The organism is Thalassospira sp. B30-1 (assembly GCF_015767575.1).
In the GTDB taxonomy this organism is placed as follows: Bacteria; Pseudomonadota; Alphaproteobacteria; order Rhodospirillales; family Thalassospiraceae; genus Thalassospira; species Thalassospira xiamenensis.
In genome coordinates this window covers 2,482,501-2,506,179 of the sequence record NZ_CP065232.1, presented here as the reverse complement: position 1 = coordinate 2,506,179, position 23,679 = coordinate 2,482,501, and the positions used below count along the sequence as shown (strand labels likewise).

21 protein-coding genes are annotated in these 23,679 nt (G+C 55.6%); 7 read left to right on the top strand and 14 right to left on the bottom strand.

The features are described from left to right. Window positions 1-488: 488 nt before the first annotated feature. The 3 genes from IT971_RS12140 to IT971_RS12130 form a co-directional block, all read right to left on the bottom strand. Window positions 489-863 (bottom strand): type II toxin-antitoxin system HigA family antitoxin, encoded by a 375-nt coding sequence (locus IT971_RS12140; protein WP_063094962.1) that lies wholly within the window; start codon window positions 861-863, stop codon window positions 489-491. Window positions 864-887: 24 nt separating this feature from the next. Further along, the gene (locus tag IT971_RS12135; protein WP_063094960.1) at window positions 888-1,190 is read right to left on the bottom strand and encodes a type II toxin-antitoxin system HigB family toxin; all 303 of its coding nucleotides are present in this window, start codon (window positions 1,188-1,190) and stop codon (window positions 888-890) included. A gap of 112 nt (window positions 1,191-1,302) precedes the next feature. Next, window positions 1,303-1,917, bottom strand: a complete 615-nt coding sequence (locus tag IT971_RS12130; RefSeq protein ID WP_110252641.1) for a LysE family translocator — start codon at window positions 1,915-1,917, stop codon at window positions 1,303-1,305. A gap of 165 nt (window positions 1,918-2,082) precedes the next feature. On the opposite strand from IT971_RS12130, the gene IT971_RS12125 reads away from it, so the two are divergent. Continuing rightward, window positions 2,083-3,108: a sulfotransferase gene (locus IT971_RS12125; protein WP_158526676.1), complete on the top strand. Its 1,026-nt coding sequence runs from the start codon at window positions 2,083-2,085 to the stop codon at window positions 3,106-3,108. A 12-nt stretch (window positions 3,109-3,120) separates the two neighbouring features. Here IT971_RS12125 and IT971_RS12120 read toward each other — a convergent pair whose 3' ends face one another. The 4 genes from IT971_RS12120 to IT971_RS12105 all read right to left on the bottom strand — a co-directional run bounded on the left by IT971_RS12120 (window position 3,121) and on the right by IT971_RS12105 (window position 6,955). Further along, the gene (locus tag IT971_RS12120; RefSeq protein WP_063094957.1) at window positions 3,121-3,978 is read right to left on the bottom strand and encodes an AraC family transcriptional regulator; all 858 of its coding nucleotides are present in this window, start codon (window positions 3,976-3,978) and stop codon (window positions 3,121-3,123) included. A gap of 57 nt (window positions 3,979-4,035) precedes the next feature. Beyond that, complete coding sequence (locus IT971_RS12115) at window positions 4,036-5,208, bottom strand: AI-2E family transporter (protein ID WP_063094955.1); 1,173 nt, start codon at window positions 5,206-5,208, stop codon at window positions 4,036-4,038. Between the two features lie 171 nt (window positions 5,209-5,379). Then, window positions 5,380-6,150, bottom strand: a complete 771-nt coding sequence (locus IT971_RS12110; RefSeq protein ID WP_063094953.1) for an outer membrane protein — start codon at window positions 6,148-6,150, stop codon at window positions 5,380-5,382. Between the two features lie 133 nt (window positions 6,151-6,283). Then, window positions 6,284-6,955, bottom strand: a complete 672-nt coding sequence (locus IT971_RS12105; protein WP_063094951.1) for a response regulator transcription factor — start codon at window positions 6,953-6,955, stop codon at window positions 6,284-6,286. Between the two features lie 420 nt (window positions 6,956-7,375). On the opposite strand from IT971_RS12105, the gene pepN reads away from it, so the two are divergent. Further along, on the top strand, window positions 7,376-10,003 hold the full coding sequence (pepN, locus tag IT971_RS12100; protein WP_063094949.1) for an aminopeptidase N: 2,628 nt from the start codon (window positions 7,376-7,378) through the stop codon (window positions 10,001-10,003). Window positions 10,004-10,102: 99 nt separating this feature from the next. Beyond that, window positions 10,103-10,405 (top strand): cupin domain-containing protein, encoded by a 303-nt coding sequence (locus IT971_RS12095; RefSeq protein WP_063094947.1) that lies wholly within the window; start codon window positions 10,103-10,105, stop codon window positions 10,403-10,405. A gap of 72 nt (window positions 10,406-10,477) precedes the next feature. Here IT971_RS12095 and IT971_RS12090 read toward each other — a convergent pair whose 3' ends face one another. The 5 genes from IT971_RS12090 to IT971_RS12070 form a co-directional block, all read right to left on the bottom strand. Further along, on the bottom strand, window positions 10,478-11,914 hold the full coding sequence (locus IT971_RS12090; protein ID WP_063094945.1) for an FAD-binding oxidoreductase: 1,437 nt from the start codon (window positions 11,912-11,914) through the stop codon (window positions 10,478-10,480). Window positions 11,915-11,937: 23 nt separating this feature from the next. Next, a complete protein-coding gene (gene dapA, locus IT971_RS12085) occupies window positions 11,938-12,837 on the bottom strand; it encodes a 4-hydroxy-tetrahydrodipicolinate synthase (RefSeq protein ID WP_063094943.1) in 900 nt (299 codons plus the stop codon). Window positions 12,838-12,867: 30 nt separating this feature from the next. Then, window positions 12,868-14,172, bottom strand: a complete 1,305-nt coding sequence (locus IT971_RS12080) for a TRAP transporter large permease (RefSeq protein WP_063094941.1) — start codon at window positions 14,170-14,172, stop codon at window positions 12,868-12,870. An 8-nt stretch (window positions 14,173-14,180) separates the two neighbouring features. Next, window positions 14,181-14,699, bottom strand: coding sequence for a TRAP transporter small permease (locus IT971_RS12075; RefSeq protein WP_063094938.1), 519 nt, complete (start codon window positions 14,697-14,699; stop codon window positions 14,181-14,183). Between the two features lie 131 nt (window positions 14,700-14,830). Next, complete coding sequence (locus IT971_RS12070) at window positions 14,831-15,865, bottom strand: TRAP transporter substrate-binding protein (RefSeq protein ID WP_063094936.1); 1,035 nt, start codon at window positions 15,863-15,865, stop codon at window positions 14,831-14,833. 413 nt (window positions 15,866-16,278) lie between these two features. Between IT971_RS12070 and IT971_RS12065 the strand changes: the two genes are divergently transcribed. Both IT971_RS12065 and IT971_RS12060 read left to right on the top strand, forming a co-directional pair. Continuing rightward, window positions 16,279-16,896, top strand: a complete 618-nt coding sequence (locus IT971_RS12065) for a helix-turn-helix domain-containing protein (protein WP_065702207.1) — start codon at window positions 16,279-16,281, stop codon at window positions 16,894-16,896. Between the two features lie 4 nt (window positions 16,897-16,900). Continuing rightward, window positions 16,901-18,049: an alpha-hydroxy acid oxidase gene (locus IT971_RS12060; RefSeq protein ID WP_063094932.1), complete on the top strand. Its 1,149-nt coding sequence runs from the start codon at window positions 16,901-16,903 to the stop codon at window positions 18,047-18,049. A 73-nt stretch (window positions 18,050-18,122) separates the two neighbouring features. Here the strand turns inward: IT971_RS12060 and IT971_RS12055 are convergent, their stop codons facing one another. Next, window positions 18,123-20,408, bottom strand: a complete 2,286-nt coding sequence (locus tag IT971_RS12055; protein ID WP_223305125.1) for a methyl-accepting chemotaxis protein — start codon at window positions 20,406-20,408, stop codon at window positions 18,123-18,125. A gap of 677 nt (window positions 20,409-21,085) precedes the next feature. Between IT971_RS12055 and IT971_RS12050 the strand changes: the two genes are divergently transcribed. Both IT971_RS12050 and upp read left to right on the top strand, forming a co-directional pair. Continuing rightward, on the top strand, window positions 21,086-22,174 hold the full coding sequence (locus IT971_RS12050; protein WP_063094928.1) for an SPOR domain-containing protein: 1,089 nt from the start codon (window positions 21,086-21,088) through the stop codon (window positions 22,172-22,174). A gap of 222 nt (window positions 22,175-22,396) precedes the next feature. Then, window positions 22,397-23,047, top strand: coding sequence for a uracil phosphoribosyltransferase (gene upp, locus IT971_RS12045; protein WP_007092206.1), 651 nt, complete (start codon window positions 22,397-22,399; stop codon window positions 23,045-23,047). Between the two features lie 82 nt (window positions 23,048-23,129). Here upp and IT971_RS12040 read toward each other — a convergent pair whose 3' ends face one another. Continuing rightward, on the bottom strand, window positions 23,130-23,579 hold the full coding sequence (locus tag IT971_RS12040; protein ID WP_223305123.1) for a hypothetical protein: 450 nt from the start codon (window positions 23,577-23,579) through the stop codon (window positions 23,130-23,132). Window positions 23,580-23,679 lie beyond the last annotated feature (100 nt).

Here is a 23,679-nt window from a genome sequence, read left to right as displayed (position 1 = left end):
CGGAAAGACAGGAGCAAGATGATGCTGGAAATGACGATGCCAGGGCCGCGATCCGACAGACCGAAAGGACGACGGCGACATCACCAAAGGGCCATCAATGGCGCGTGGAAAAGTCATTACGGCGGTATTGCGTCCGGGTGATGAGCCCGTGGAGAATTTGCAGAAAATTGGTGTGAATCATGACGGGAGAGATGTGCCCTTTGGGTGAGGGCGAGCCGTTCGGGGTGAGGGAGCCGGGGCGAGGCGATGCAATGCCGGGGATGATCCGGCCTAGCTCTGCGACGGGGGCGATGGCTGCGTTTGGAAATGCCGGAAAGCCAGTCACCGACGGCGCGAAGTGCGCCTGCCTTGCGTTTATCGACCGCCACTGGTGCGACCATCCTGTAGCATCGCCAGGTGGAACGGGTGTTTGGTCTGTCGATGCAGGAAGGTGGCGTTTGGTCGCGGATCGGCGTCTGGATGACAGGGGAATTATTTGTTCTTCGTGCTCATGCACTTTCCCTCACCGGCTGGATCAGGATATCCGCCGGGATTTTCCAGACTTCGTGCAGTTTGCGAATTTGCGTCAGGGACAGGCTGGTTTTGTGATTGAGGAATTCGGATGCGCGGGACCGACTGCCGAGCAGTTCGCCGAGTTCTTTGCGCTCCAGGCCATTTTGCTCCATATGGAACAGAACCGCTTCGACCGGATCGGGCGACGAGATTGGAAACTGTGCCGTTTCGTATTGGTCAATCAGGATGCCGAGGATTTCAAGCTGATCGGCTTCGGGGCTGCCGGGGGCGGACTCCCAAAGGGTTTCGATCAACTGCATCGCCGCTTCATAATCGGCTTTGGTCCTGATCGGTTTAAGGGGGGCGTTCATTCTGTTGCTCCTGCCGGTGCCCGGCTAAAACTTGCTGACGGTTTTGGCATCAATCCTGTCATATTCCGCATGGGTGCCGATAAACTTGATCCATGCAATCTGAACGTCGAAGCGATAGGCGACAATCAGGCGATAATCATTGCCGTGTATTTTGAACCTGATCCGTTCGGCATTGATCACTTTTGCGGTGCCAAAGGCACCCAAGACCTCTTGAGATGATTGCCAGTTTGCCTTTTGCGTTCGATCAAACCACGCTTTGAGTGGTTGTTCCGTTTCCGGGTGCTGTTTCCAGAAATCAACGAGCACTTTCCGGGCGATGACGCGCATATTCTCTTGCTTTCCTGTGCCTCATTCTGTCGTCCGAAAGTTCCAAACCTAGTTGCAAGATATCATGTTCCAAAAATTGGAACAATAGAATATTCAAACTGACCGCTGCGCCCTATTTTGCCGACAATGCTAATTTGGCACCAAGCAACACAAACACCCCCGCAAAACTTTTCCCAAGCCAGTTCATGATCCTTGGCCGTTCGATGACGTGGCGGCGCAGGGTGCTGGCGAAGAAGCCGTAGAGGATGAACACTGCGAAGGTGATTGCCATGAAGATCAGGCCGAGCAGGGTCATTTGCGCGGTGGTTCCAGTCGCGTTGGTGGTTATGAATTGCGGCAGGAAGGCCAGGAAGAAGAGCGAGAGTTTCGGGTTGAGCGCGTTGAGCAGGATGCCGTCGCGGATGATTTTTGTGGCATTGACCGGATCGGACTTGGCGGTGACTTTCATCGCACCCGTGCCGCGCCACATGCCCCACGCCATATAAAGCAGCCACGCGACGCCAAGGTAGCGCAGGATTTCAAAGGCGAGCGCACTGGTATGCAGCAGGGCCGCGAGGCCAAGGATGCTTGCGCCCATGGCGGGCAGGATGCCGAGCGTGCAGCCGAATGCCGCAAAGATGCTGGCGCGCATGCCCCGGCCCAGCCCGATGGCAAGGGTATAGATCACTCCCGTGCCGGGCAGCAGGACGACAATAAGCGAGGTCAGGAGATAGTCGGGGCTGATCATGATAGCGCGGTTCCGTTTTGTGGTTTGACATGATCCGCGCAGTTAAGCGTGTTTTGATCGGGTATTCTTGAACGGAATTGCAAGAGACTTGTCAAAGCGTCGTCGCAGGAAATAGTTTAGGGCATAAAGTTCAGGATGATCAGTGATTTCGGGGAGAATGTGAACGTGTCGGATGCGCAAAACGATGTGAAATTCAATGCGCCGGTTTTTATCGGTGGAACGGGTCGTAGCGGGACATCCATTCTTGCCGGCATTCTGGGAACGCATAACTCGCTTTACTTTGCCTGCCACGAGAACAAGCTGATTTCGGAATATAATGGCCTGCGCGATGTTGCCGATGTGTTTTCCCACAAATCCGATATCATTCGTCGCCATTTTGCTATCGTCAATTTCTTTGGCCGTGCCGCATCCATGACCCGTTTCGGGTTTCGCGATGCCACGCTTAACCAGAAGCTCTCCGATCTTTGCAAAAACAAGGGTATGGGCTTTCAGCAGGCGTTCGAGCTGGTCCAACGGGAAAATCCTCAGGCAAACGGGGCCATTCATTCTATCGGACAGGCTTTTGGTGCCGAGTATTTCGAGAAATGCGTAAAAGTATTTCTCAATCAGCTTGTCGCCCATGTGGATCAGGACGGGATTGTCGATACCGATGGTCTTTTGAAGCCGTTCTTCCTTGGCAAGGATTTGGAGCGGGTGGAAGTTCTGGCGATGTGCCGCGAGTTTCTTTTTGCGCTTTATGCCAAATCCGGCCCGGTGCGCTGGGTCGATGATACGCCGACAAATGCATTGCATATCGATTTCCTGCATGAACTTTTCCCCAAGATGAAATTCATCCATATGGTCCGCAATCCGGCCGATGTTGTCAGTTCCTATGTCAAACAGGTCTGGTTCCCAAGCGATGTCGGATTGGCCGCCAAGCAGATTTCATCGATGCTGCTGAAGACCGAGGCGCTTGAAAAGTCGCTTCCGGCCGGAAGCTCCATGACGGTTCGGATGGAAGATCTGGTTGGCGAGACCGAGGCGACAGTTGCAAAGGTTGCCGCGTTTATTGGGGTTGAAAACCGGTTCAATCATAGTTTCGTCAGCAGCGAGGCGGCCAATATCGGCCGTGCGGATGAAAATCCGGAGATTGAGGATGCGGTCAACAACCTTCTTGGCGGCTGGAAAGAGCGCCACGGTTACGCGTCTTAGAGCACGCAGAGTTTATGATCCCGACGAAACTGCCCTTTTGAACCGCCCCGGCGAGAGGCCATAGGCGCGGATGAAATGCCGGTTCAGGTGGCTTTGATCGGCAAAGCCTGCGGTGGCGGCGACCTCGGCCAGTGGGGTGCCGGTTGTGATCAGGCGGCGGGCGAAGTCAAGGCGGCGCTGGATGATATAGGCATGCGGAGTGAGGCCCGTTGCGCGGGTGAAATGGCGGACGGTCTGAAAGCGGCTTAGCCCGGCGGCATTGGCGAGATCGGCAAGCGAGAGATTTTCGTCCGGGGCATCATCAATCATGGCCTTGGCGCGCGCGATGTTTTGATCGGCACGGTTGGAGGCCTGATTGCGGGCAGGGTCGAATTGGCCCGGTTTGATGCCGGGTACAATGATGGCGTGATGGAGCAGAAGAAACAGCATTTCTTCGCGCCGGAGGGCTGCGGTCTGGCTGTTGCCCTGAGTGATGGCGTTAAAAAGGGCGGCGAAGCATTTTGCGACATCGGGGGATGTCATGACCGGGTTGGTGAATTCGTATTCGCCTGATTTGCCATCGGACATGTCGTGGGCGGCGTAACTGATCAGGTCCGGATCGAAATACAGCATGTTCCAGCCTCGCGGGCTTTGGCCAATCGGGGTGCCGTCATGGACTTCGCGCGGATTGACCGTGATGATGTTGCCCGCCCCTGCTTCGACCATCCCGCGCCCCGAAAGCGATTTTTGTGCGCCCTCAAACATGAAGCCGATGCCGAACTGTTCATGGCTGTGTCTGGCAAAGCTGTGGCGTGTCCTGGCCATAATGGCCTCGACCCCGGTGCAGTCATGAGACAGGATGTGAAACGGTTCGTTTGATGCGTCTGACATGCCAGAAGACTGGCAGTTTTTGCGTTGTTTCGCAATCGGGTTGCCATCGGGTCGAAATCAGTTGCCGTTATCGTTGTTAGGGCCGAGCATTTCGCGCAAGCCCCCCAATCCTTCGACATTTTTGGCAAAGACGCTCATGACGATCAGAAGCGGGACGGCGACAAGCACACCGATGAAGCCCCATATCCAGCCCCAGAATGCAATGGCGAGGATGATCGCGACCGAATTGATGCGCAGCCGGTTGCCGACAAGTGCCGGGGTGAGGAACTGGCCTTCAAGGGCGGTGCAGGTGAGATAGATCGCGGGTGGCAGCAGGGCCGCGGTTGTGGTCGGCATGGAAACCAGTGCGACCATGCCGACAATGCCGATGCCGACAACCGCCCCCAGAAGCGGCACGAAATTCAGGATCGCGGCGACAATGCCCCATAAAACCGGATTGGGCATGCCAACAATGGCAAGGAGGCTTCCGATGATGATGCCAAGCCCGATATTGATTGCCGATATGGTCAGGAGATAGCGCGAGACTTCGCGTTCGATATCGTGCGCGATGCGTAGACCCTTTCGCCGGTCGCCAAAGGTTGGCAGGGCACGGACCATTTTTTCATAGACCATATCCCCCGACGAGAGAATGAACAGCAGCAGCACGAGCATGAGCGCAATACCGGCAACAATTTCCGGTGCGCCCCGGGCGGCCTGGCTGATCATGGTGGGTTCCTGGACCACGACCTTTTGCGTGTCGGCCTGATCATTCTGGTTGGTGGCTTCTTCGACCTGCTTTTGCACATCGCGCAGTTTTTCAAGCGGCCCGCCAAGATCGGCCAGACGCAGGCGCAACTGACGTTCGATTTTGGGGGCGTCATCGATCCATTTTGATACCGGTTCGCTGAGGCCATAAATCCCGGCAAGCACCGATGCGGTCAGGGTCAGGACAATCGCAAGCGCGGTCAGGCTTTGCGGGATGCGATAGCGCGCCAGTGTGCGCACCACCGGCGAGAATACCAGCGCCAGCAGGAAGGCCAGTATCACCGGCAGGATCAGGCTTTGGGCGACGTAAAAACAGCCAAAGGCCAGAATGACGAAGGTGCCGATCACCGATACCGTGCGCGCCCGGCGATAGGCGCGTGCACGCGCGCTTAAGGCGCGTTGTTCGGCTTCATCGATTTCGGTAGGGGCATCCGCAGCACCGCTTTCAATGGCGGGGGTGTCGGATGCCTTGATCGGATCGGTCATGCAATCTGCTCCGGGCGGGATCCTGCCGGGCATGATGCAGGCGGCAGGAGGGTGACCTGACTTTAACGTCTTGTGACAGGGTGATGTTCCGCCGGGATGAATGTAAGTGGCTGGTAAAGCAAAACGGCGCCCGAATTGGACGCCGTTTTGAGCCAGACATATGTAAGAAGATCAGAAGCGTTTGATCAATGCAAAGCGGACATTGTGTGACTGGAAGTCGCCGTCATAAGAAAAGTCTGAGGCAGGACCGCCTTGGCCAATGTCTCTGTCGCCGTCTACAATGGACGGGAAATAGGTCAGGACATAGTCCCCGCGAAGGGACCAGCCATTGCCGATCAGGTACCCGGCCCCGATGCTGCCCGACACGCCGAATGCCGTTTTCGTATCTGTAAATGTATGATTTGTACCTGTAGTTAAAGTATCGGTGAATTTATGTGTGGTTTTGAACCGGCTGATTGATGGACCTGCCGCGAAATAGACCTGCCATTCCCCGGTCGCATAGCCGATTTTGGGGCGGATGCTAAAGGTGAAATCCGATTCAACGGTGGTTTGGGATGTAAAGCTGTTGGCCGTAGAAGAAGCATATGTTGTCCGGCCAGTGTTTTCTGATTCAGAAAACGGCATGAATGTCAGATCGCCTTCCACCCCGTAAATCATATTACGGTCCTGATGGTCGTATCCGAACAGGGCAGAGCCGGTGACGTCAAAACCCTCGATCGTTTCATTGAGGATCGGGGTGAGTTGGTTTCTGTCACTGCCTGAGAAATGACCGGTATACAGGATGTCGGTGTCCGGCTTTGCCGCACTGTATGCGCCGCCAAGTGCCAGACCGCCATAAAAGCCCGACCAGTCTGTTTCAGCAGAGGCGTGGGAGGTAGCAGCACACAGGATGACGGCTGCGATACCGGTACACGAAATACGTGATTTTAGAGGAAAGCGCATGATCTTGTGGCTCTGTTTGCTATCGCAGTCTGTCGACTAGGCGACGAGGTGAATAATGAATGATTATTCAATAGCATAGCCAGATTCAACGCGAAATAGAATTAATTGGTCAGGAGATTGCCGCAGCGCCCCGTCAGGCGTCGATGGCCGGTTCCTGCAATTGCAGTTCGCGGGCCATGATGACAGCCTGTGTGCGGCTATGGACCGAGAGTTTGCGCAGGATGGCGGAAACGTGGGCCTTTACGGTGGCCTCTGTCACGTCAAGCTCGTAGGCGATCTGTTTGTTCAGTTTGCCTTCGGTCAGCATGTTGAGCACGCGCAATTGCTGTGGCGTCAGTTGGCCGATTTTTTCGGCAAGGCCGGTGGCTTCGTCATCGGCCGGGCCGTTTTCAATCGCGTCACGCGCCCAGTCGGGCATCCACATATCACCGTTCAGAACGGTGCGGATGGCCGTTCCGATCTGATCAACCGGTGCCGATTTCGGAACGAAGGCCGATGCGCCATATTCAATGGAGCGTCTGACAACCGGCAGTTCCTGACTGGCCGAGACGATGGAAACCGGGATGTCGGGATAGGAAGCGCGTAAGGTGAACAGGCCGGTAAAGCCGTTCATGCCGGGCATGTGCAGGTCCAGCAGGACAAGGTCGATATCGCCGTTATGGGATTCGATCTGTTCGATGGCTTCAGACAGGCTTCCGGCTTCATACAGCGTGACGTTTTCCAATTCTGATGACAGGGCCTGTTTGAGGGCACCGCGCACAAGCGGGTGGTCGTCTGCGATCAGAATCTGGAAGCTGTCAGCCATTGGCGATTTCCCCGGAAGTCATTTCCCTTGAAAGGTCGCGATTATTCCATCCCGTTATTTTTTAACGGCGTCTCACGATAATATTAAGGTGAGGGGACGATAACCCGGGATGACATTGTTTGTCTGGTGTGGTGCGACCCTGATGCGTCCTTGCTGCTTTGGCAGAAAGGAGTGAGGGAAACCAAAGATCACTCTCGCCCCACGAAATGTGAAACTTCGGCCCCCCTCGCGCCACCACTGATGATTATGACGACTAAAATCGGGCTCGTAAACTCTGCATTTGTCGGAAAGTGAAATTTACCTTATCTGTTGGGTTAATGAACGAAATTCAGTTTTGAAGAACTGCGCCGCGCTGCAACATTGGCGATTTTATACAATCACCGGCAAGGCCGCGCAGACCAAGGGAAAAAGGACTGTCTGATGTCTGATCAACCGCAAGTCATCCGCCGCGAAGATTACACCGCACCGGCCTTTCTGGTCGAGAAGGTCGAACTGGTGTTCGAGCTTGATCGGGATGTTACAAATGTGAAATCGCGGCTGTTCGTGCATGCGAATCCTGTGCGTGGGACCGGCGGCGGCGACATGGTCCATCTTGACGGCGAAGACATGAAGCTGGTGTCGATTGCGGTTGATGATCGCAGGCTTGGTGTTGATGAATATAGTGTCGATCCATCGGGCTTAAGCTTTAGCGCGCCGGGCGAGACATTTGTGGTGGATATCGAAACCCAGATATCGCCCGCGGCCAATACGCGGCTTGAAGGGCTTTATGTATCGCAAAGCGCGTTCTGCACGCAGTGCGAGGCGGAAGGATTCCGCCGCATTACCTATTTCCCGGATCGCCCGGATGTGATGGCGACCTATAAGGTCACGATCCATGCCGACAAGGCGAGCTGCCCGGTTCTGTTATCCAACGGCAATCTGATCGATAGCGGTGATCTTGACGGCAACCGGCATTACGCGGTGTGGGAAGATCCGTTCCCGAAGCCGAGTTACCTGTTTGCGCTGGTAGCGGGGGACCTTGCATGCGTTGAGGACAGCTTCAAGACCATGTCGGGCCGCAATGTTGCGCTGCGCATTTTTGTCGAGCATGGCAATGAAGACCGGTGCGATTACGCGATGGACAGCCTGAAACGGTCGATGAAGTGGGATGAGGAGGTTTATGGCCTCGAATACGATCTGGACCTGTTTAATATCGTCGCGGTTTCCGACTTCAATATGGGGGCGATGGAAAACAAGAGCCTGAATGTGTTTAACGCCAAATACATCCTGGCCAAGCCCGATACCGCGACCGATACGGATTATGAATTGATCGAATCGATTGTTGCGCATGAATATTTCCACAACTGGTCGGGCAACCGGGTGACATGTCGGGACTGGTTCCAGTTATCGCTTAAGGAAGGCCTGACGGTTTTCCGCGATCAGGAATTTTCGGCTGATCAGCGGTCCCGCCCGGTGCAGCGCATCAAGGATGTAGCCCAACTTCGTGCGCGCCAGTTCCCCGAAGATGGCGGGCCGCTGGCCCACCCCGTCCGCCCGGACAGCTATATGGAAATCAACAATTTCTATACCGCCACGGTCTATGAAAAGGGCGCGGAGCTGATCCGCATGATGCATACCCTGTTGGGGGCAGAGGGCTATCGCAAGGGGATAGATCTTTATTTCGACCGCCATGACGGGCAGGCGGTGACCTGTGATGATTTTGCCAGGGCGATGGAAGATGCCAATGATGTTGACCTGAGCCAGCTTAAAATCTGGTATTCGCAGGCGGGGACGCCGAGCCTTAGCTGGCGGGGCGAACATGATACGGAGGCCAAGCAGTTCCGCCTGACGGTTTCCCAGAAAACCGCACCGACACCGGGGCAGCCGGACAAGGTGGCCCTTCATATGCCAATCGCGATTGGCCTTCTGGGCCGGGATGGCCGGGAGCTTGTTTCGCGCACCGTGCAACTGACCGAGGCCGAACAGACATTCGTGTTTGATAATATCGATCAGGTGCCGGTCGTGTCGTTCAACCGTGGTTTTTCCGCCCCGGTGAATATCGCGACCGAACAGCCGCATGAGGAGCTTGTCTTCCTGATGGGCCATGACAGCGATGCGTTCAATCGCTGGGAAGCGGGGCAGAAATATGCGACCGCGCTGATGCTTTCGGCCATTGCCGAATTTGAAAAGAATGGCGGCGATGCGGATGCGGCATTGGGCGATGTGACTGAATTTGTGGCGGCGATGCGTGCGACCCTGATCAATGACGATCTCGATAAGGCGTTTCGGGCCGATGCGCTTGTCCTGCCGGGCGAAGAATTCCTGTCCGAGCAGCGCAAACCGGCCAACCCGGACGCGATCCATCAGGTGCGCAATGCGTTGCGCAAGCGGATCGGATCGGATTTGCGGGCCGAATTTGGCAATGCCTATCACCAGAACGCGTCAAACGCGGCCTTTACCCCGGATGCGGAATCGGCCGGGCAGCGGGCCTTGCGCGCAACCGCATTGGCCTATCTGGTGGCAAGCGGAGAGGGCGAATTTGCCGATCTGGCAGCCGAGCAATATCGCAGCGCCGATAACATGACGGATCGGATGGCGGCCCTTTCGGTGCTGAACCATCTGGATCATCCGGGCCGGGCCGAAGCACTTGCCGATTTCGAGGCACGCTTTGGCAAAGACACTGTGGTGATGGATAAATGGTTTGGCCTGCAGGCGATGTCATCACGCGATGATACGCTGTCGCGCGTGAAGGACCTTATGAGCCATCCGCTCTTTACCATGCGCAATCCGAACAAGGTGCGGTCGCTTATCGGTGCGTTTGCCATGACCAATCCGCGCCATTTCCATGCGGCGGATGGCAGCGGATATGCGTTTTATACCGACCGCCTGATCGAGCTTGACGATATCAACCCGCAGGTCGCGGCACGTCTTTGCGCGCCGCTTGGCAAATGGGCGAAATATGACGAGGCGCGGGCTGACCTGATGAAGGCAGCACTTGACCGTATCCTCGCGAAACCGGACATTTCGCGCGATCTGTATGAAATCGCATCGAAATCGCGGGCGGTATGAGGCCGTGGGGCATTGCGTGAACGCCTTTCTTCATCAGGCCCATGCGCCCGATATGCATGATTTGCGATGGGGGTTGTTGCGAATGGAAAGGGATAGAATATGAATTTGGCCGCCGTTGCAGCACAGCTTTCCGACGGATGGAAGGGCCGGGTTCTTGCCGATTTTGGCTGTGTCCGGATGAAACTTTTCAAGGCAGATGCCGTCGGCCTTGCCGAGGAAATGCATTCGGATTGGGATGAAGCGATCCTGATGCTGGAGGGTGAACTGGTGCTGGAGCTTGATCAGGTGCCGATGCACCTTAAGGCTGGTGATTTTCACCTGATCCCACGCGGGGTTCAGCACCGCATTTTGCCCGGTTGCCGCGGATCGTTCATATTGCTTGATCCTGAACCGCTGGCTTAAACAGGCGACCAGTGGAAAACGCGAAAGGCGGCACGCGAGATGTGCCGCCTTTTTTTTGTTTCGGACTGGTATTTAGCAGCCTGTGGTCAGGTTCCTGAAAAGAACGCCGGGATTCATTCTGTTTTCCGGATCAAGGCTTTTCTTTATGCCGATCATCAGTTCATAGCGCAACGGATCGCACAGGCGTTCGAGTTCGTCGGTCAGCTTGCGACCAACGCCGTGTTCGGCGCTGAAGGTTCCGCCAAAGCTTGCCGCGATGTCGTGGACACAGCTTTGGACATCATGCGTGACCTGATCCGGGTCGGAAAGCTGTTTCCAGTAATCGTGCGGGAACATCAGGATGTAATGCACATTGCCATCGCCCAGATGGTTGACCAGAAGCGGTGTTGCCATCGGGAATTTCTCGGCGGTGACTTCCTTGGCTTTGGCGATGAAGGCCGGGACTTTTGAGACGCGAACGGCAACATCGTGAACAAGACCCATGCCTTCGAGCTTGTTGGCCTCGGTCACAGAATGGCGCACATGCCATATCTGTTTTGCCTGTTGGGCGTTGCTGGCGATGAAGGCATCAAGGACCGATCCGTTTTCAAAATTTGCGCCAAGAATTTCTTCAAAAATGCTGTTGAGATCGACCGATATATCGGTTGCGGTCAGTTCGATCATCAGGGACCAGTCGGGAACGGTATCGAAAGGCATTGTGATGCGTTCGATGTGTCGCAGCACGGCGTCAATTTCGGTGCCGGAAACCAGTTCGAAGGCTTCGATATAGGGACCGCATTTATCCTGAAATTCGGTAAACAGGCGGACGGCGGTTTCGGGAGAATCAACTGACACCCAGGCATGCGCATCATTGGTGTTTTCCGGATGCAGGCGCAATGCCGCACCGGTGACAATGCCAAGTGTGCCTTCGGCCCCGATGAACAGATGTTTGAGATCATAGCCGGTATTGTTTTTCTTGAGCCCTTCGAGGTCGCTTAGAATCCGGCCATCGGCCAGAACGACTTCGATGCCGCAGACGAGATCACGCATCGGGCCATATTTGACAACGCCGGTGCCACCGGCATTGGTCGAGATCAGGCCGCCGATCTGGGCACTACCTTCGCTGCCGAGATAGAGCGGGAACTGGCGTTTGTAGGGTTTGCTCTTTTCATGGAGGTCGGCAAGGATGACGCCGGCATCGACGGTGACGATATTTGCCGCCGCGTCAAATTCGCGGATCTGCTTCATGCGTTGCAGGCTAATCACGATGCCCGGTTTGTCTTCGGGGAAGGGGCTTTCGGGGACGCCGCCGTAGCAGAGGCCAGTATTCCCCCCGAGGGGGAATACTGGCTGTCTTTCCTCGGCCGCCACTTTCATCGTCCGGGAGACCTCCTCGACATTGGCTGGAAGGGCAACGCACAGGGCTTTGCCTTTCCTTCGATCACGCCAATCTATCAGATAAGGGTGCATATCCTGTGGATCGGTGATCAAACCTTTATCGCCGAGGATTTGGTGGAGACGATCAATCATGGCAGGTCCTTGGAAAGAAGAGATCAGGCTACATTGGCAAGAGAAGCGACATCAAAAGCGGATTTCAGCGCGTTGATGGTTACTTCTGACGGGTCTTCAAGGGGCAGGCGCACACCACCAACCGGGTGTCCGGCCATTTCCATGTATTTTTTCAAGGGGCCGGGGTTGGTTTCGCGGAAAATGGCATCGATGGCGTTATCGAGCTGCTTCTGAAGGTTAAGCGCCTCGTGCAGTTTGCCGTTACGCGCAAGGTTGAAAATCTCGATCCAGATTTTCGGATACACATTTGCGGACGCCAGAACACCGCCCTTGGCACCAAGGGTGACATGTGTGGCAAAGAGCGGTTCTTCACCGCTGAGAATGGCCATTTTATCGCCGGCCAGTTTCATCGTCTTGATGAATTCGGGCATGTCATAGTTTGAACATTTCATGCCGATGATCGAACCGTCTTCGGCCATTGCCTGAATGGTTTCGGCCTTGGTTGAAACGGTTGTGCGGCGGGGGATTTCATAAAGCAGAACCGGGACGCCAACTTCGTTACGATAGTTGGCAAAATATTCGCGCATGCCGTCCTGGGTGCCGGCCGCGTAATAGGGGGTTACGGTCATGACCCCGGCAGCCCCGGCTTGGGCGAAGTCCCTGCCGGCTTCGAGCGCATCCTGAAAACCGGTAGAAAGAACGCCGGGGATAACGGGGGCAGTTCCGGCGGCATCCACACAGGTTTTGACAATGTCCTTGCGTTCCTGACGTGACAGCGCGGGATATTCACCCGTACCGCCAATCGGAACGATGCCGGTTGCACCCGCAGCAAGCTGTCGGGTGACGAGATCGGCAAGAGCCTTGTGATCAACGGACTTGTCACTGTTAAACGGTGTGACAATCGCGGTGTAAAGGCCGGTGATATCGTTTTTTGTAAGAGTCATATTCGTCTCGTGTCTTTTGGGTGGTGGCGATCAGTTCAGGAAACCGAACATGCGCGGCAGTGTCAGGGAGACAGCAGGCACGTAGGTTACGATCAACAGAACGACGATATTGGAAATCAGGAACGGGAAGCTTTTGCGGACAATCGCGGCAAGCGGTTGGCCGCTTATGGCCGAGCCAAGGTAAAGCCCCAGCCCGTAGGGCGGTGTCATGAGCCCGATCATCACGTTAACCACCATGATGACACCGAATTGTACCGGGTCGACACCCATGGCAGCCACAATCGGGGTGAAAAGCGGCGCAAACAGAAGAAGCTGAACGGAATCGCCGATCCAAAGACCGTTGATCAGGAAGAAAATGTTCAGGCACAGCAGCAGCATCCAGGGCTGCATATCAAGCGTTTCAACCAGCATGGTCAGTTCGGACGGCACACGTTCGGTAGCCAGAATCCAACTGATCACGCTGGCAAAACCGACAATCAGATAGACCGACGCCGATGTGCGGACCGCACGATCAAGAATGCCCCATATCTGTTTGAGCGACAGGGTGCGATAGGCACAGATGCCGACCAGAATGGCGTAGGCAACGGCGATTGATGCTGCTTCTGTTGCGGTGAAGATGCCCGAAATGATCCCGCCGATAATGATCAGCGGCATGAACAGCGCCCAGAAGGCGTTGTAGAAAATCCTGAATGCCAGGCCGAGCGTCAGGGCCTTGATCGGGTTTGCCGGAAAGTTGTTTTTGCGTGCGATGAAATAGATCACGATGATCTGTGCAATTCCCATCATCGCACCGGGCACGGCACCGCCAAGGAACAGAGCGGCAACCGATGTGTTGGTCAGGCTTGAGAAAATGATCAGCGGGATCGAGGGCGGAATGATCGGCCCCTGAATGGCTGAGCTGACGGTGACAGCGGCGGCAAAGTCCGCACGGTATCCGTCCTTTTTCATCATGTCGATTTCGACAGGGCCAAGGGCGGAGATATCGGCCAGCGCCGAACCGGACACGCCGGAAAACATCATGGAGCCGACAACGTTGACATAGGCCAGCCCGCCGCGCCAGCGACCGACCAGAAGGCGGGAAAATTGCACCAGCCGTTCTGTCATGCCCACCGATGTCATGATTTCACCGGCAATGATAAATAGCGGGATCGAAAGCCAGATAAACACATCCATCCCGGTGAAGAATTTGTGGGAATACATGTGCAGCATGTCGGTCATGCCGGGCTTGACGAAGAAATAGGAAAGGCCGGCAAAGCCAATCGCAAAGATCACGGGGCTGCCAAGGAACATCAGCAACAGCAGCAGACCGATCATGGTAAGAAGTGCGTAATCCATAATAACCCCTAGAGCTCGGCACGCAGAAGTGAGGCTTCCTGTTCGGTGTCGGGGCCTCTGAACAGGTCGCGAATGGCAAGGACGACCATGTGGAACAGCATCAGGGCGGCGCCGACCGGGACAGAGAGATAGATCCAGAACCATGACAGGTTCAGTGCCGCAGATGTGCGTCGCAGACCGAAGATGGCGGAATCAATGCCTTTGACCAGAAGAACGCCAAGCAGCAGAGCAAGCAGCAAACGGAAGAAAGCATTGCGATAGCCCAGCCAGCGGCGTGGCCAGAAGCTGTCAAAGAAGTCGACACAAACGAGCTGTTCATCACGAACAAGCAGGCTGCCGCCCAGCATCACCACCCAGACCATCAGGAAGCGTGCGGCTTCTTCGGGCCACGGCAGGGAGAAGTTGAAGCCAAATCGCAAAACGACCTGTACGAACAGGATGACCGCAACGGATGCAAGCATCAATCGGGCCAGGACCGAGGTTGTATGGGCGACAGTCGATGAGAGTTTATCGAGGGTCTGAAGCATGAAGAATCCTCTCTCGGATCGTGTTCGGAAGGGAGACACGGATCGCGGAACGTCACGCGAATGGACCAGATGGCATTCGCAGAACAAGCAGGAAAAGAAAGGCCCGGCGGAAGCCAGCCGGGCCCGTAATCTTATTTCTGTGCTTCTTTGACAGCAGCTTCGAGTTCATCGATCAACTGGGCACCAACCTTTTCTTCCATGAAGGCACGAATCGGTTCCTTGGTGGCGTCGACGAATTTCTGGAATTCTGCCGGGGTCGGCTGATAAATCTCGACGCCAGCGTCACGAATGACCTTGAGGTCCTGTGATTCCTTGGCGGCGATGATGCCGAGCATCGCGAAAGTCGCCTTGGCCGTCGCGGTGTCAAAGATGACTTTATCCTCGGCATTCAGGCCTTGATAGAAGTCATCATTAATGGTGATGAGCGGCATGTTGATCAGGTGATGATCAAGTGTGTAGTACTTTTGGACTTCTTGCAGATTGGTCAGAAGCATGGTGTAGGGCGCATTTTCCTGGCCGTCGACCACGCCGGTCTGCAAGGCGCTGTAAAGTTCGGCCCATGCAATCGGGGTCGGGGATGCGCCAAGGGCCTTGACCATTTCCATATGCAGCGGGACGGTCTGGGTTCGGATTTTCAGACCCTTCATGTCTTCGGGGGTGCGGATCGGGCGGACCGAGTTCGAGAAGTTGCGGAACGCGCCGGTCAGATAGCTGAGCACGCGCACGCCGCTGCCTTCGGCAATCATGTCGGACAGTTTTTTACCAAATGGCCCTTCGTTCAGCACCTTGCGCGCGACTTCGGTGGTCGGGAAGGTGTAGGGCATTTCGAGGATCTGGGCGGGCGGGTAGTATGCGGCAAGGTGCCCGGCATTCAGACCGCCAACCATGTCAACAAGGCCGATGGAGTTCTGTTCGGCAAGGGATTCAAGGTCCCCAAGCTGGCCGTTTGGATAAACTTCGAGCTTGAAACGGCCGCCCGACTGGGTCTGAAGGACGTTGTCAAAAACCTCGGTAAAGGTCCAGTACGGGTTATCAAGAAGGTCGCCTTCGCCATCGACATGGGCAAATTTGACGATCGTTTGAGCATGCGCAGATATAGAAAATAATGCACTCAGGCCAACGGTGGCGGCGAGGGTGACATGCCGAAGCTTTCGAGTGATGTTCATATTTTCTCCTTATACCGGGCAGCGCACAGAGCAATGGTGCTTTGATGTCGGCCTGGTATTTCCCTGATAAATTTTCAGACACTTGCGTTTGGTTGAGTTTCTTATTGGCCGCAAAGTCGGTTTGGTGCCGGACGCATCGCGAAAGGTTGTGCTGCGAAGATTGGGCGAGAAGTTTTCGCAAGGTTCGAAATGCATCCGGTGAATTCAGAATATATCCGATACAATCGAAGTCAATAAAATACGATAAAAAATTTCCTATAGTATATTTTTTGTCAAATATGGCATATTTTCTGATATGGTATATGCTACTGATGCTGTAAAAAGCGAAGGGGGTGTTCAGGCTTCGGTTGTTCAACAGGCAGCTGCTTCTGACACGAAAGGGCATTGATTATGAACAAGGGGAATATCAAGGCATGAACGTCGATCTGGAAGATTTCCAGTCCAACCGCCGACAAACGAGTTCTTCGGGTAACCGGCCTGATGCGTTTGGTCCGCGATTGCATCAATTGCGCAAGGCGCGCAACTGGACATTACAGGATGCCAGCAAGGCTTCTGGGATTTCGGCATCCGCTTTCTCAAAGATTGAACGTAGCGAACTGTCGCCGACCATCTCGACGATCCAGCGGATCGCGAGGGGCTTTGATATGGATGTCATCAGTCTTCTGGCTGATCCGGATGAACAGCCATCCCTGTTGGGACGTCGAAGTGTTACACGTGCGAACGAAGGTAAACCGCATCTTTCGGGAAGCTGCGATAACAAGCTTCTGTGTTCTGATCTGAAAAACAAGCGCATGACGCCGATCAAAACCCGTGTCGTTGCCAGGGATGTCGAGGAATACGATGTCTGGCCCAAGACGGATGCCGAGATTTTCATGACCGTGCTGAGCGGAACGGTCATCGTGCATAGCAAAATCTATGAACCGCTGGAGCTTCATGAAGGCGATTCGATGTATTACGACGCCAGTGCAGAGCATGTCTGGACCCGAAGCGGCCCAGAAGAAGCGGTTGTCCTTTGGGTTCTGACGAGTTGAGCGCATGGCAGCAGGGCTATTGAATGGCGACGATTATCGTGCGGTAGCACGCAAACGGCTTCCCAAAGGGCTGTTTGAATATATTGATCGCGGGACCGAGGCCGAGCTGGCCTTGGCCGATATCCGCCAATCCCTTGACCGTATTAAATTGCAGCAGGCTGTTCTGGCGGGGCATGACAATGTCGACCTGTCGGTTTCGCTGTTTGATCGCAAGTATTCCTGCCCGCTGATCATTGCGCCGACGGCTTTGGCCGGTCTGGTGTCGCATGACGGGGAGGCGAAGCTTGCCCGGGCTGCCGGAACGTTTGGCATACCTTTCTGCGTTTCGACCCAGTCCGTGATGACCATCGAAGACATTCGCAAAGGGGCGCCCGATGCGGAATTGTGGCTTCAGCTTTACGTGTGGCAGAACCGGGCTTTGACGTGGAATTTGCTGGATCGGGCACAGGGCTGTAATGCGGAAACCCTGATTGTGACGGTTGATACGCCGCAGGGGCCCAAGCGCGACTATAACCAGCGCAACGGATTTGCCATTCCCTTTGTCCCAACCGTGCGTGGCATTTCCGATGTGCTGCGTCATCCGGGCTGGTTATGTTCGGTCATGTTGCGGTATCTGATGACGACGGGCATGCCGAGCTATGCGCACTACCCGCCCGAATATCGGACTGCGATTACCAGCCAAACGGCGGCGCACGATATCAAAATCGAAAAGACCCTGAGCTGGGATGACATTGCGGAAATCCGGGATCGCTGGCAGGGGCGGCTTATCCTTAAAGGCATATTGTCGACGGTTGATGCCGAACGTGCCGCCCAGATCGGTGCTGATGGCATTGTGGTGTCCGCGCATGGAGGGCGGAACTTTGATCTTGCGCCAGCACCGGCGACGGTTCTTCCGGAAATTGTAGCCAAGGTCGGTGGCAGGCTTGAAATTATGGCCGATAGTGGCGTTCGTCGCGGCAGTGACGTTCTTAAATATCTGGCGCTGGGCAGCCGTTCGGTTCTGATTGGCCGATTGCCGCTTTATGGCTTGGCCGCCGGCGGAGAGCAGGGCGCGATTGATGTCCTTGCGATGCTTGTCGAAGAAATGCAAAGCAATATGATCTTTGCTGGCATTGGCCGGGTGGAAGAATTCAAAGGGAATGCAATTGTCTGATGGTGGCAAATGAAAAGGCGGCACGCGATATGTGCCGCCTTTTTGTGTCGTGGCCTGTTTCAGGCAGGTACGATCAGGTCAGTTTCATCCGTTCGCTGAATTCCTTCATGCGTTCGGAAAGATTGCGTGCCATGTCGGAAAGTTCGCGGCTGGCAGTGTTGAGGTCATGGGCCGAGCGGCCCGTGCTTTGTGCACCGTCATTCACGAACCGGATCATCTGGTCCATCGATCCGGCGCCTGATGCAATGCGTTGCACGTTTTCCGAAATCTCGCTGGTGGCACGGCGCTGTTCATCCACCGAATGGGTGATGGTCGACTGGATATCGTTGACCTGATGAATAACGTCGCCCACCGTGCTGATGGAATGGGCGGCTTTCTGGACTTCCTGCTGGATTGCAGTAGTCAGATCGCCTATCTGGCCGGTCGCACTCGCGGTCTGATCGGCAAGCGATTTGACTTCGTTTGCGACAACGGCAAAGCCGCGCCCCAGTTCGCCCGCCCGTTCGGCTTCGATGGTCGCATTAAGCGACAGAAGCTTGGTGCGATGCGCGATATCGTTGATCAGATCAATGATCGATCCGATTTCCGAGCTTGCCTTTTCAAGCGATACGATATTGCGCTGGCTTTCCTCTGCCTCGGTACGTGCCCGGTTGGTCACGTTTGCGGCCTCGGATGCCTGACGGTTGATTTCGGCAATCGAGGATGACAGTTCCTCGACCGCGGTGGCGACGTTCTGGGTGTTGCTTGCCGCCTCGCGCGAGACGTCAAGCGCGCTGCCTGACTGATCGACCGTGTTTTCCGACTGGCTGGTTAGATCACGGGCAAGGCCAAGAAGCCCTTCGGACTGTTCGGTGACCGATTGCGCCACGCGGGCGACCTCGGCCATCATTTCGCTGACCGCGATGCGGCTTTCTTCGCGTTCGGTCACGACGTTCCAGGCCAGCATGGTGCCCACAAGGACATTGTCCTTGTCGCGCACCGGGGCTGCCAGAAGTTCAAGGTGATCGCGTTCGGTTTTGACCACTTCGGTAAAGGGCAGGTTGGCCGGATTGGAAAGCCGGTTCTGGAATTCCGCACCGACCTTGAGGAAGTCGCCCGAAACCGAAGCCGCATCACCACCGACATAGGTTTGCGCACTGGCATTCAGATATGTCAGTTCGCCTTCAGGCGTGATCAGGGCGGTCATGGTCGGGGTATTTTCGACCATGTTTTGCAGGATCATGGCCTGGCGCACGGCTTCGCGCAGGCCGACCAGCGCCTTGCGCATTTCGCCGATTTCATCGGACCCGACCCGGGGTAGGCGGACATTGGTATCCCCGTTCGAGATCGAAGTCATTGCCCCGGCAAAGGCGCGCAGATTGCGAAATACCGTGGTTCGAAGCAATATCCAGCCAGCGATCCAGCCAACCAGAAGGACGGCGACCAGAATTTCGATCGAGAGCGTTCGAAGATCGTCGGTCTGGGAATAGAAGTCGGTAATATCGCGATCAAACGTGGCGGTGGCCCAGACCCCACCACGGTCATTGCCGATTTCGATATCGACCGTGGCACGATGGGTGCCGCCCGCTGCTTCGGTGGGTTTTGCTTCCGCCGGGGCAGGGGCTTCGCTATCGGCCGTTGGGGCCAGGGCTTCGCCGCCTTCGCTGGCTTCCCCGTCTTCAAGGCTTTCAAACAGCACATTGCCGTCGCTGCCAAGAATGCGGAAATTACCGCCAAGCACCTTGCCGATACCTGTAAGGGTAGGCAGGGGATCGGTGATGACTTCCATAAAGCCGACAGCACGAAAACCGCCAACCGGAACGATGGTGCTGAAAACCGGTTTGCCGGTTGGGGTTGCCCACATATAGGTCACCGGTTTGCGGGCATCGGCCTTGTCGCGTGTTTTAAGGTAATCCATCACCGCCGCATCATCGGTGACACTGGCCCCCAGATTGGCATCCGAGGTTGCAAGCTGGTTGAAATCGGTGTCATAGGCGATGGTTTCGACCAGAACCAGTTCGCCCTGAACGACCTGGCTGGCATTGGAAAGGATGTTAAGTTCGGCCTTCATGCGGGCCCGATCGTTATCCTGATAGCTTTTGACCAGACTGCCAAGGCGCGACCATTCATTGACAATCGGTGTGACCTTGTCTGCGTAATCCTGTGCCACGCGTGAACGGACAAAGAAATTGACTGTGCCGCCGACCGAATTGTTCAGCGTATCAACGGCAAAGTTCCGATAGGTGTCACCGGTCCACAGCAACATCCATGTGACTGCACCCGATAAAAGCAAACCTGTTACAAGCAGGATGCGTCGTAACGTCAGGAGGCCCGTAGCGCCCCCTGCAATAGCCGTCTTCGCGGCTTTGTCTCCCGTCATTCATTACACTCCAGAGCCAGTTTTTTTATGGTTCTTTTGGTGCTTCGTTCCCGGTCTACCTCTTGGGGGGTAATTGGTTTGATCCAAACAGAGCTTGGCGGCAAACACAATAGCGCTATTGCCCCAAACCCCATGTTTTTCGCGGTATACAGTATTCTATATATTCGTGACGGGCGCGAAATCCGGGCCGGGAATCCCGTGAATTTCGGATGGCTATTGAAAAAACACAAAAAAACTTGCGAACGAGTGTGATAATCGTTTGCAATTAGATTTCTGATGATCTATGACTGTGTTTGTCAAATGCAGACGGCAACGTCGTTTGCGACGGGCCATCAGGCTGACATGGCGTACCTGATGGTCACTGTTCTTCGGGACTCTCTCTCCCCGAAGGTCGATCTCTCTCACTCGAGGGGGCTGGTATCCGGAAATTGTGCGGGACAATTCCGGGCTATATACCAGCCTCCCTTTTTTTGTCCTGCTTTGAAATCGCCAAAGTTTCATGACATCTGCAATCTGCATATCGGCGCGCGATTTTGGGTGCGACCGGGCCAGCGTTTTTAGCGTTTTATAAACGGCCTGTGCCCTAAAAGAAGCAGGGTAGCCTGTGGCGGGGGTCAATCGCCATGACGGATACGCGCGATATTTACAGATAATCAGTCGTAAAGGACCGGCAGAAAATGGCTGGCGAAGACGAAAACAACCGCACCGACCTGCATGCGGACCCGAAACCGGAACCGCAGAAAGACGCGCCCTTACCGGCGTTTATTTATGGCCGCAATGGCCATGGTGAGGACGGCGGGCGTCATCGACAGTCACAAAATGGGCGGATAGCAGAAATGGATCGCAAAACCTTACTGGGTCTCGCAACCGGTGCCGGCATGCTCGGTCTGGTCTTGTTCTTTGTCGGCATGCTGGTCGGCGCTGGGCTGTTCATGGACCCTGACGAACAGATGGCAGCCAACGAAAAACCGGCAGGGCAGGCCGAAATTCTGGCAACGCTGCCCGAAAGTCCGACATCAAACCCGGCACCGACAGCCGAAATGCCCGATGCCGGTACTCTGTCGGGGACTGAAACGTCATCCTCAACCCCGGCGGCACCGGCTGTGACCGATGATCCGGTGGGGGATCTGATTGCCGAACGCAGTGCCGTGATCGAGGGCGAGGATGCGGGCAATGCCGCGGAAAACGGTGAGGCGGCCAATGAAGGTACGACCGACGCAAAGGATGCCCCGATCGCCCCGGAAATGAGCGACGCCGAAAAGGCTGCGGCCCGTGCGGAACAGGCCGATCAGGGCGCGAATGCCCCGCGCAAGCTTCAGGCACCGGAAATCAAATCATCCGATGATGCCGCAGCCAAGTCATCAGAAACCACATCCGCATCTACATCCGCACCGGCGGCACCCGCGATCCCCGAAGCTCCGGCCGCCGCGGCGGAAAACACGACGGTTGTCAAGAAAACCGAACCGGCAGCGACGTCTGCGCCCAAAGCAACCGCGTCCGGGGCGGCCGCCCCGTTCTCGGTTCAGGTGGGGGCCTTCAAGGTGCATGAAAATGCCAGCCAGCGCGCCGAAGAACTGCGCAAGCTTGGCCTTGAGGTCGCGGTTGTTGCGCGTGGCCCCGAAGGGGATGCCACCTGGTATTATGTCCGGGTTGGCAGATTTACGACCATGAAGGAAGCGCGCGACAAGGCAAGTGCGGTCAAGAAGGACCAGAATCTTGACGGTTTCCCGGTCCGGGCCGAGCCCAATGACCGCGAAGTCAACTGACACATATATATAGTGTCGCTCAATATGATACCGGGGCCGGTGCAGATGCTGCATCGGCCCTTTCTGTTTTCTGATGAACGGGTTTGTTTTTGCGCCATCTTTGCGGCATTCTACTTGCCTTCACAGGGCAAAGGCTTTAGGCGGTACGCCAGAGTTTTTCGGAAAGCAAAGCCGTGACGTGCCACGCGGGCAGCTTTGCACATCAGGATGGTTGGCAGAAACATGACCACACAGAACGATTTTCCCAATCTTCATATTCTCGATCACCCGCTGATCCAGCACAAACTGACGCATATGCGCAAGGTTGATACCTCGACCAAGACCTTCCGCCAGCTGCTGAAGGAAATTGCGCTGCTGATGGGCTACGAGATCACCCGCGAATTGCCGGTCAGCTATGAAGATATCGTCACCCCGATCTGCCCGATGAAGGCACCGATGATCCAGGGCCGCAAACTGGCCGTCGTGCCGATCCTGCGGGCCGGTCTTGGCATGGCCGATGGCCTGATCGAACTGATGCCGTCCGCGCGCATCGGCCATATCGGCCTGTATCGTGATCCCGAAACCCACATGCCGGTCGAATATCTGGTGAAGCTGCCCGAGGTTGAAGGCCGGACCTTCATCCTGGTCGATCCGATGCTGGCAACCGGGAATTCGGCAGTGGCGGCAGTTGATACGCTGAACAAATATGGCGTTAAGGACGAAGACATTCGCTTCATGGCGCTGGTCGCGGCCCCCGAAGGGGTCAAGGTCTTCCATGACGCGCATCCGAATGTACCGGTCTATACTGCGGGCCTTGACGAGAAGCTGAATGAAAAGGCCTATATCGTGCCGGGCCTTGGCGATGCCGGTGACCGTCTGTTTGGCACCCGCTGATCTGATCGCATGATACCGTAATACGAAAGGGCGCCGTCGGCGCCCTTTCGTATGGTCTATTCGGATTTCGTCGGTGCCGTGATCAGCCTTTTGGCGATACCGTGATATCAACCGTTGATCCGGCAAACGATCCGCCTTGCAGCTTGATCGTGGCAACGCGGCTTTCGCGGTCATAAACCATCACCGATATATCGGCGCGGACCACGGTGACTTTGCTCCAGCCGAAATTGGGCATTTCACGTTCATAGAAATCATACATCTGGGCGGGTGTGCCACCGGCATTGATCACAAGACGCCCGTGCCACGCGTCGGATGCCCCGAAAATGATGCTGCGATCCATATCCAGCGAGGAATTGGACGGCATCGGAATGTCGGTGAACTGGGTAAAGGACGGGATCGGCTGACCGCCGCCCTTGCTATCCGACCCGTTGTTTGACGAAGCATTCGGAACAAGGTTCGAACCGGAGCACCCCGCAAGCGCAAGGCTTGCCAGTGCGGCTGCACAAATAAATGAATGTCGCAGTTTCATCATCTTCCTTCGGTCCCCTAATGCCGTTCAGGCACTGTTATCTCGCCCCATAATCAGGTCATTATGTAAAGGAAAGGTTCACATATTGCCTTTTGTCCATCTT

Excerpts from the sequence above, each read along its gene's own strand:
- IT971_RS12140 (WP_063094962.1), bottom strand. The coding sequence starts at position 863 with ATGAACGCCCCCCTTAAACCGATCAGGACCAAAGCCGATTATGAAGCG.
- IT971_RS12135 (WP_063094960.1), bottom strand. The coding sequence starts at position 1,190 with ATGCGCGTCATCGCCCGGAAAGTGCTCGTTGATTTCTGGAAACAGCAC.
- IT971_RS12130 (WP_110252641.1), bottom strand. The coding sequence starts at position 1,917 with ATGATCAGCCCCGACTATCTCCTGACCTCGCTTATTGTCGTCCTGCTG.
- IT971_RS12120 (WP_063094957.1), bottom strand. The coding sequence starts at position 3,978 with ATGTCAGACGCATCAAACGAACCGTTTCACATCCTGTCTCATGACTGC.
- IT971_RS12115 (WP_063094955.1), bottom strand. The coding sequence starts at position 5,208 with ATGACCGATCCGATCAAGGCATCCGACACCCCCGCCATTGAAAGCGGT.
- IT971_RS12110 (WP_063094953.1), bottom strand. The coding sequence starts at position 6,150 with ATGCGCTTTCCTCTAAAATCACGTATTTCGTGTACCGGTATCGCAGCC.
- IT971_RS12105 (WP_063094951.1), bottom strand. The coding sequence starts at position 6,955 with ATGGCTGACAGCTTCCAGATTCTGATCGCAGACGACCACCCGCTTGTG.
- pepN (WP_063094949.1), top strand. The coding sequence starts at position 7,376 with ATGTCTGATCAACCGCAAGTCATCCGCCGCGAAGATTACACCGCACCG.
- IT971_RS12095 (WP_063094947.1), top strand. The coding sequence starts at position 10,103 with ATGAATTTGGCCGCCGTTGCAGCACAGCTTTCCGACGGATGGAAGGGC.
- IT971_RS12090 (WP_063094945.1), bottom strand. The coding sequence starts at position 11,914 with ATGATTGATCGTCTCCACCAAATCCTCGGCGATAAAGGTTTGATCACC.
- dapA (WP_063094943.1), bottom strand. The coding sequence starts at position 12,837 with ATGACTCTTACAAAAAACGATATCACCGGCCTTTACACCGCGATTGTC.
- IT971_RS12080 (WP_063094941.1), bottom strand. The coding sequence starts at position 14,172 with ATGGATTACGCACTTCTTACCATGATCGGTCTGCTGCTGTTGCTGATG.
- IT971_RS12075 (WP_063094938.1), bottom strand. The coding sequence starts at position 14,699 with ATGCTTCAGACCCTCGATAAACTCTCATCGACTGTCGCCCATACAACC.
- IT971_RS12070 (WP_063094936.1), bottom strand. The coding sequence starts at position 15,865 with ATGAACATCACTCGAAAGCTTCGGCATGTCACCCTCGCCGCCACCGTT.
- IT971_RS12065 (WP_065702207.1), top strand. The coding sequence starts at position 16,279 with ATGAACGTCGATCTGGAAGATTTCCAGTCCAACCGCCGACAAACGAGT.
- IT971_RS12060 (WP_063094932.1), top strand. The coding sequence starts at position 16,901 with ATGGCAGCAGGGCTATTGAATGGCGACGATTATCGTGCGGTAGCACGC.
- IT971_RS12055 (WP_223305125.1), bottom strand. The coding sequence starts at position 20,408 with ATGACGGGAGACAAAGCCGCGAAGACGGCTATTGCAGGGGGCGCTACG.
- IT971_RS12050 (WP_063094928.1), top strand. The coding sequence starts at position 21,086 with ATGGCTGGCGAAGACGAAAACAACCGCACCGACCTGCATGCGGACCCG.
- upp (WP_007092206.1), top strand. The coding sequence starts at position 22,397 with ATGACCACACAGAACGATTTTCCCAATCTTCATATTCTCGATCACCCG.
- IT971_RS12040 (WP_223305123.1), bottom strand. The coding sequence starts at position 23,579 with ATGATGAAACTGCGACATTCATTTATTTGTGCAGCCGCACTGGCAAGC.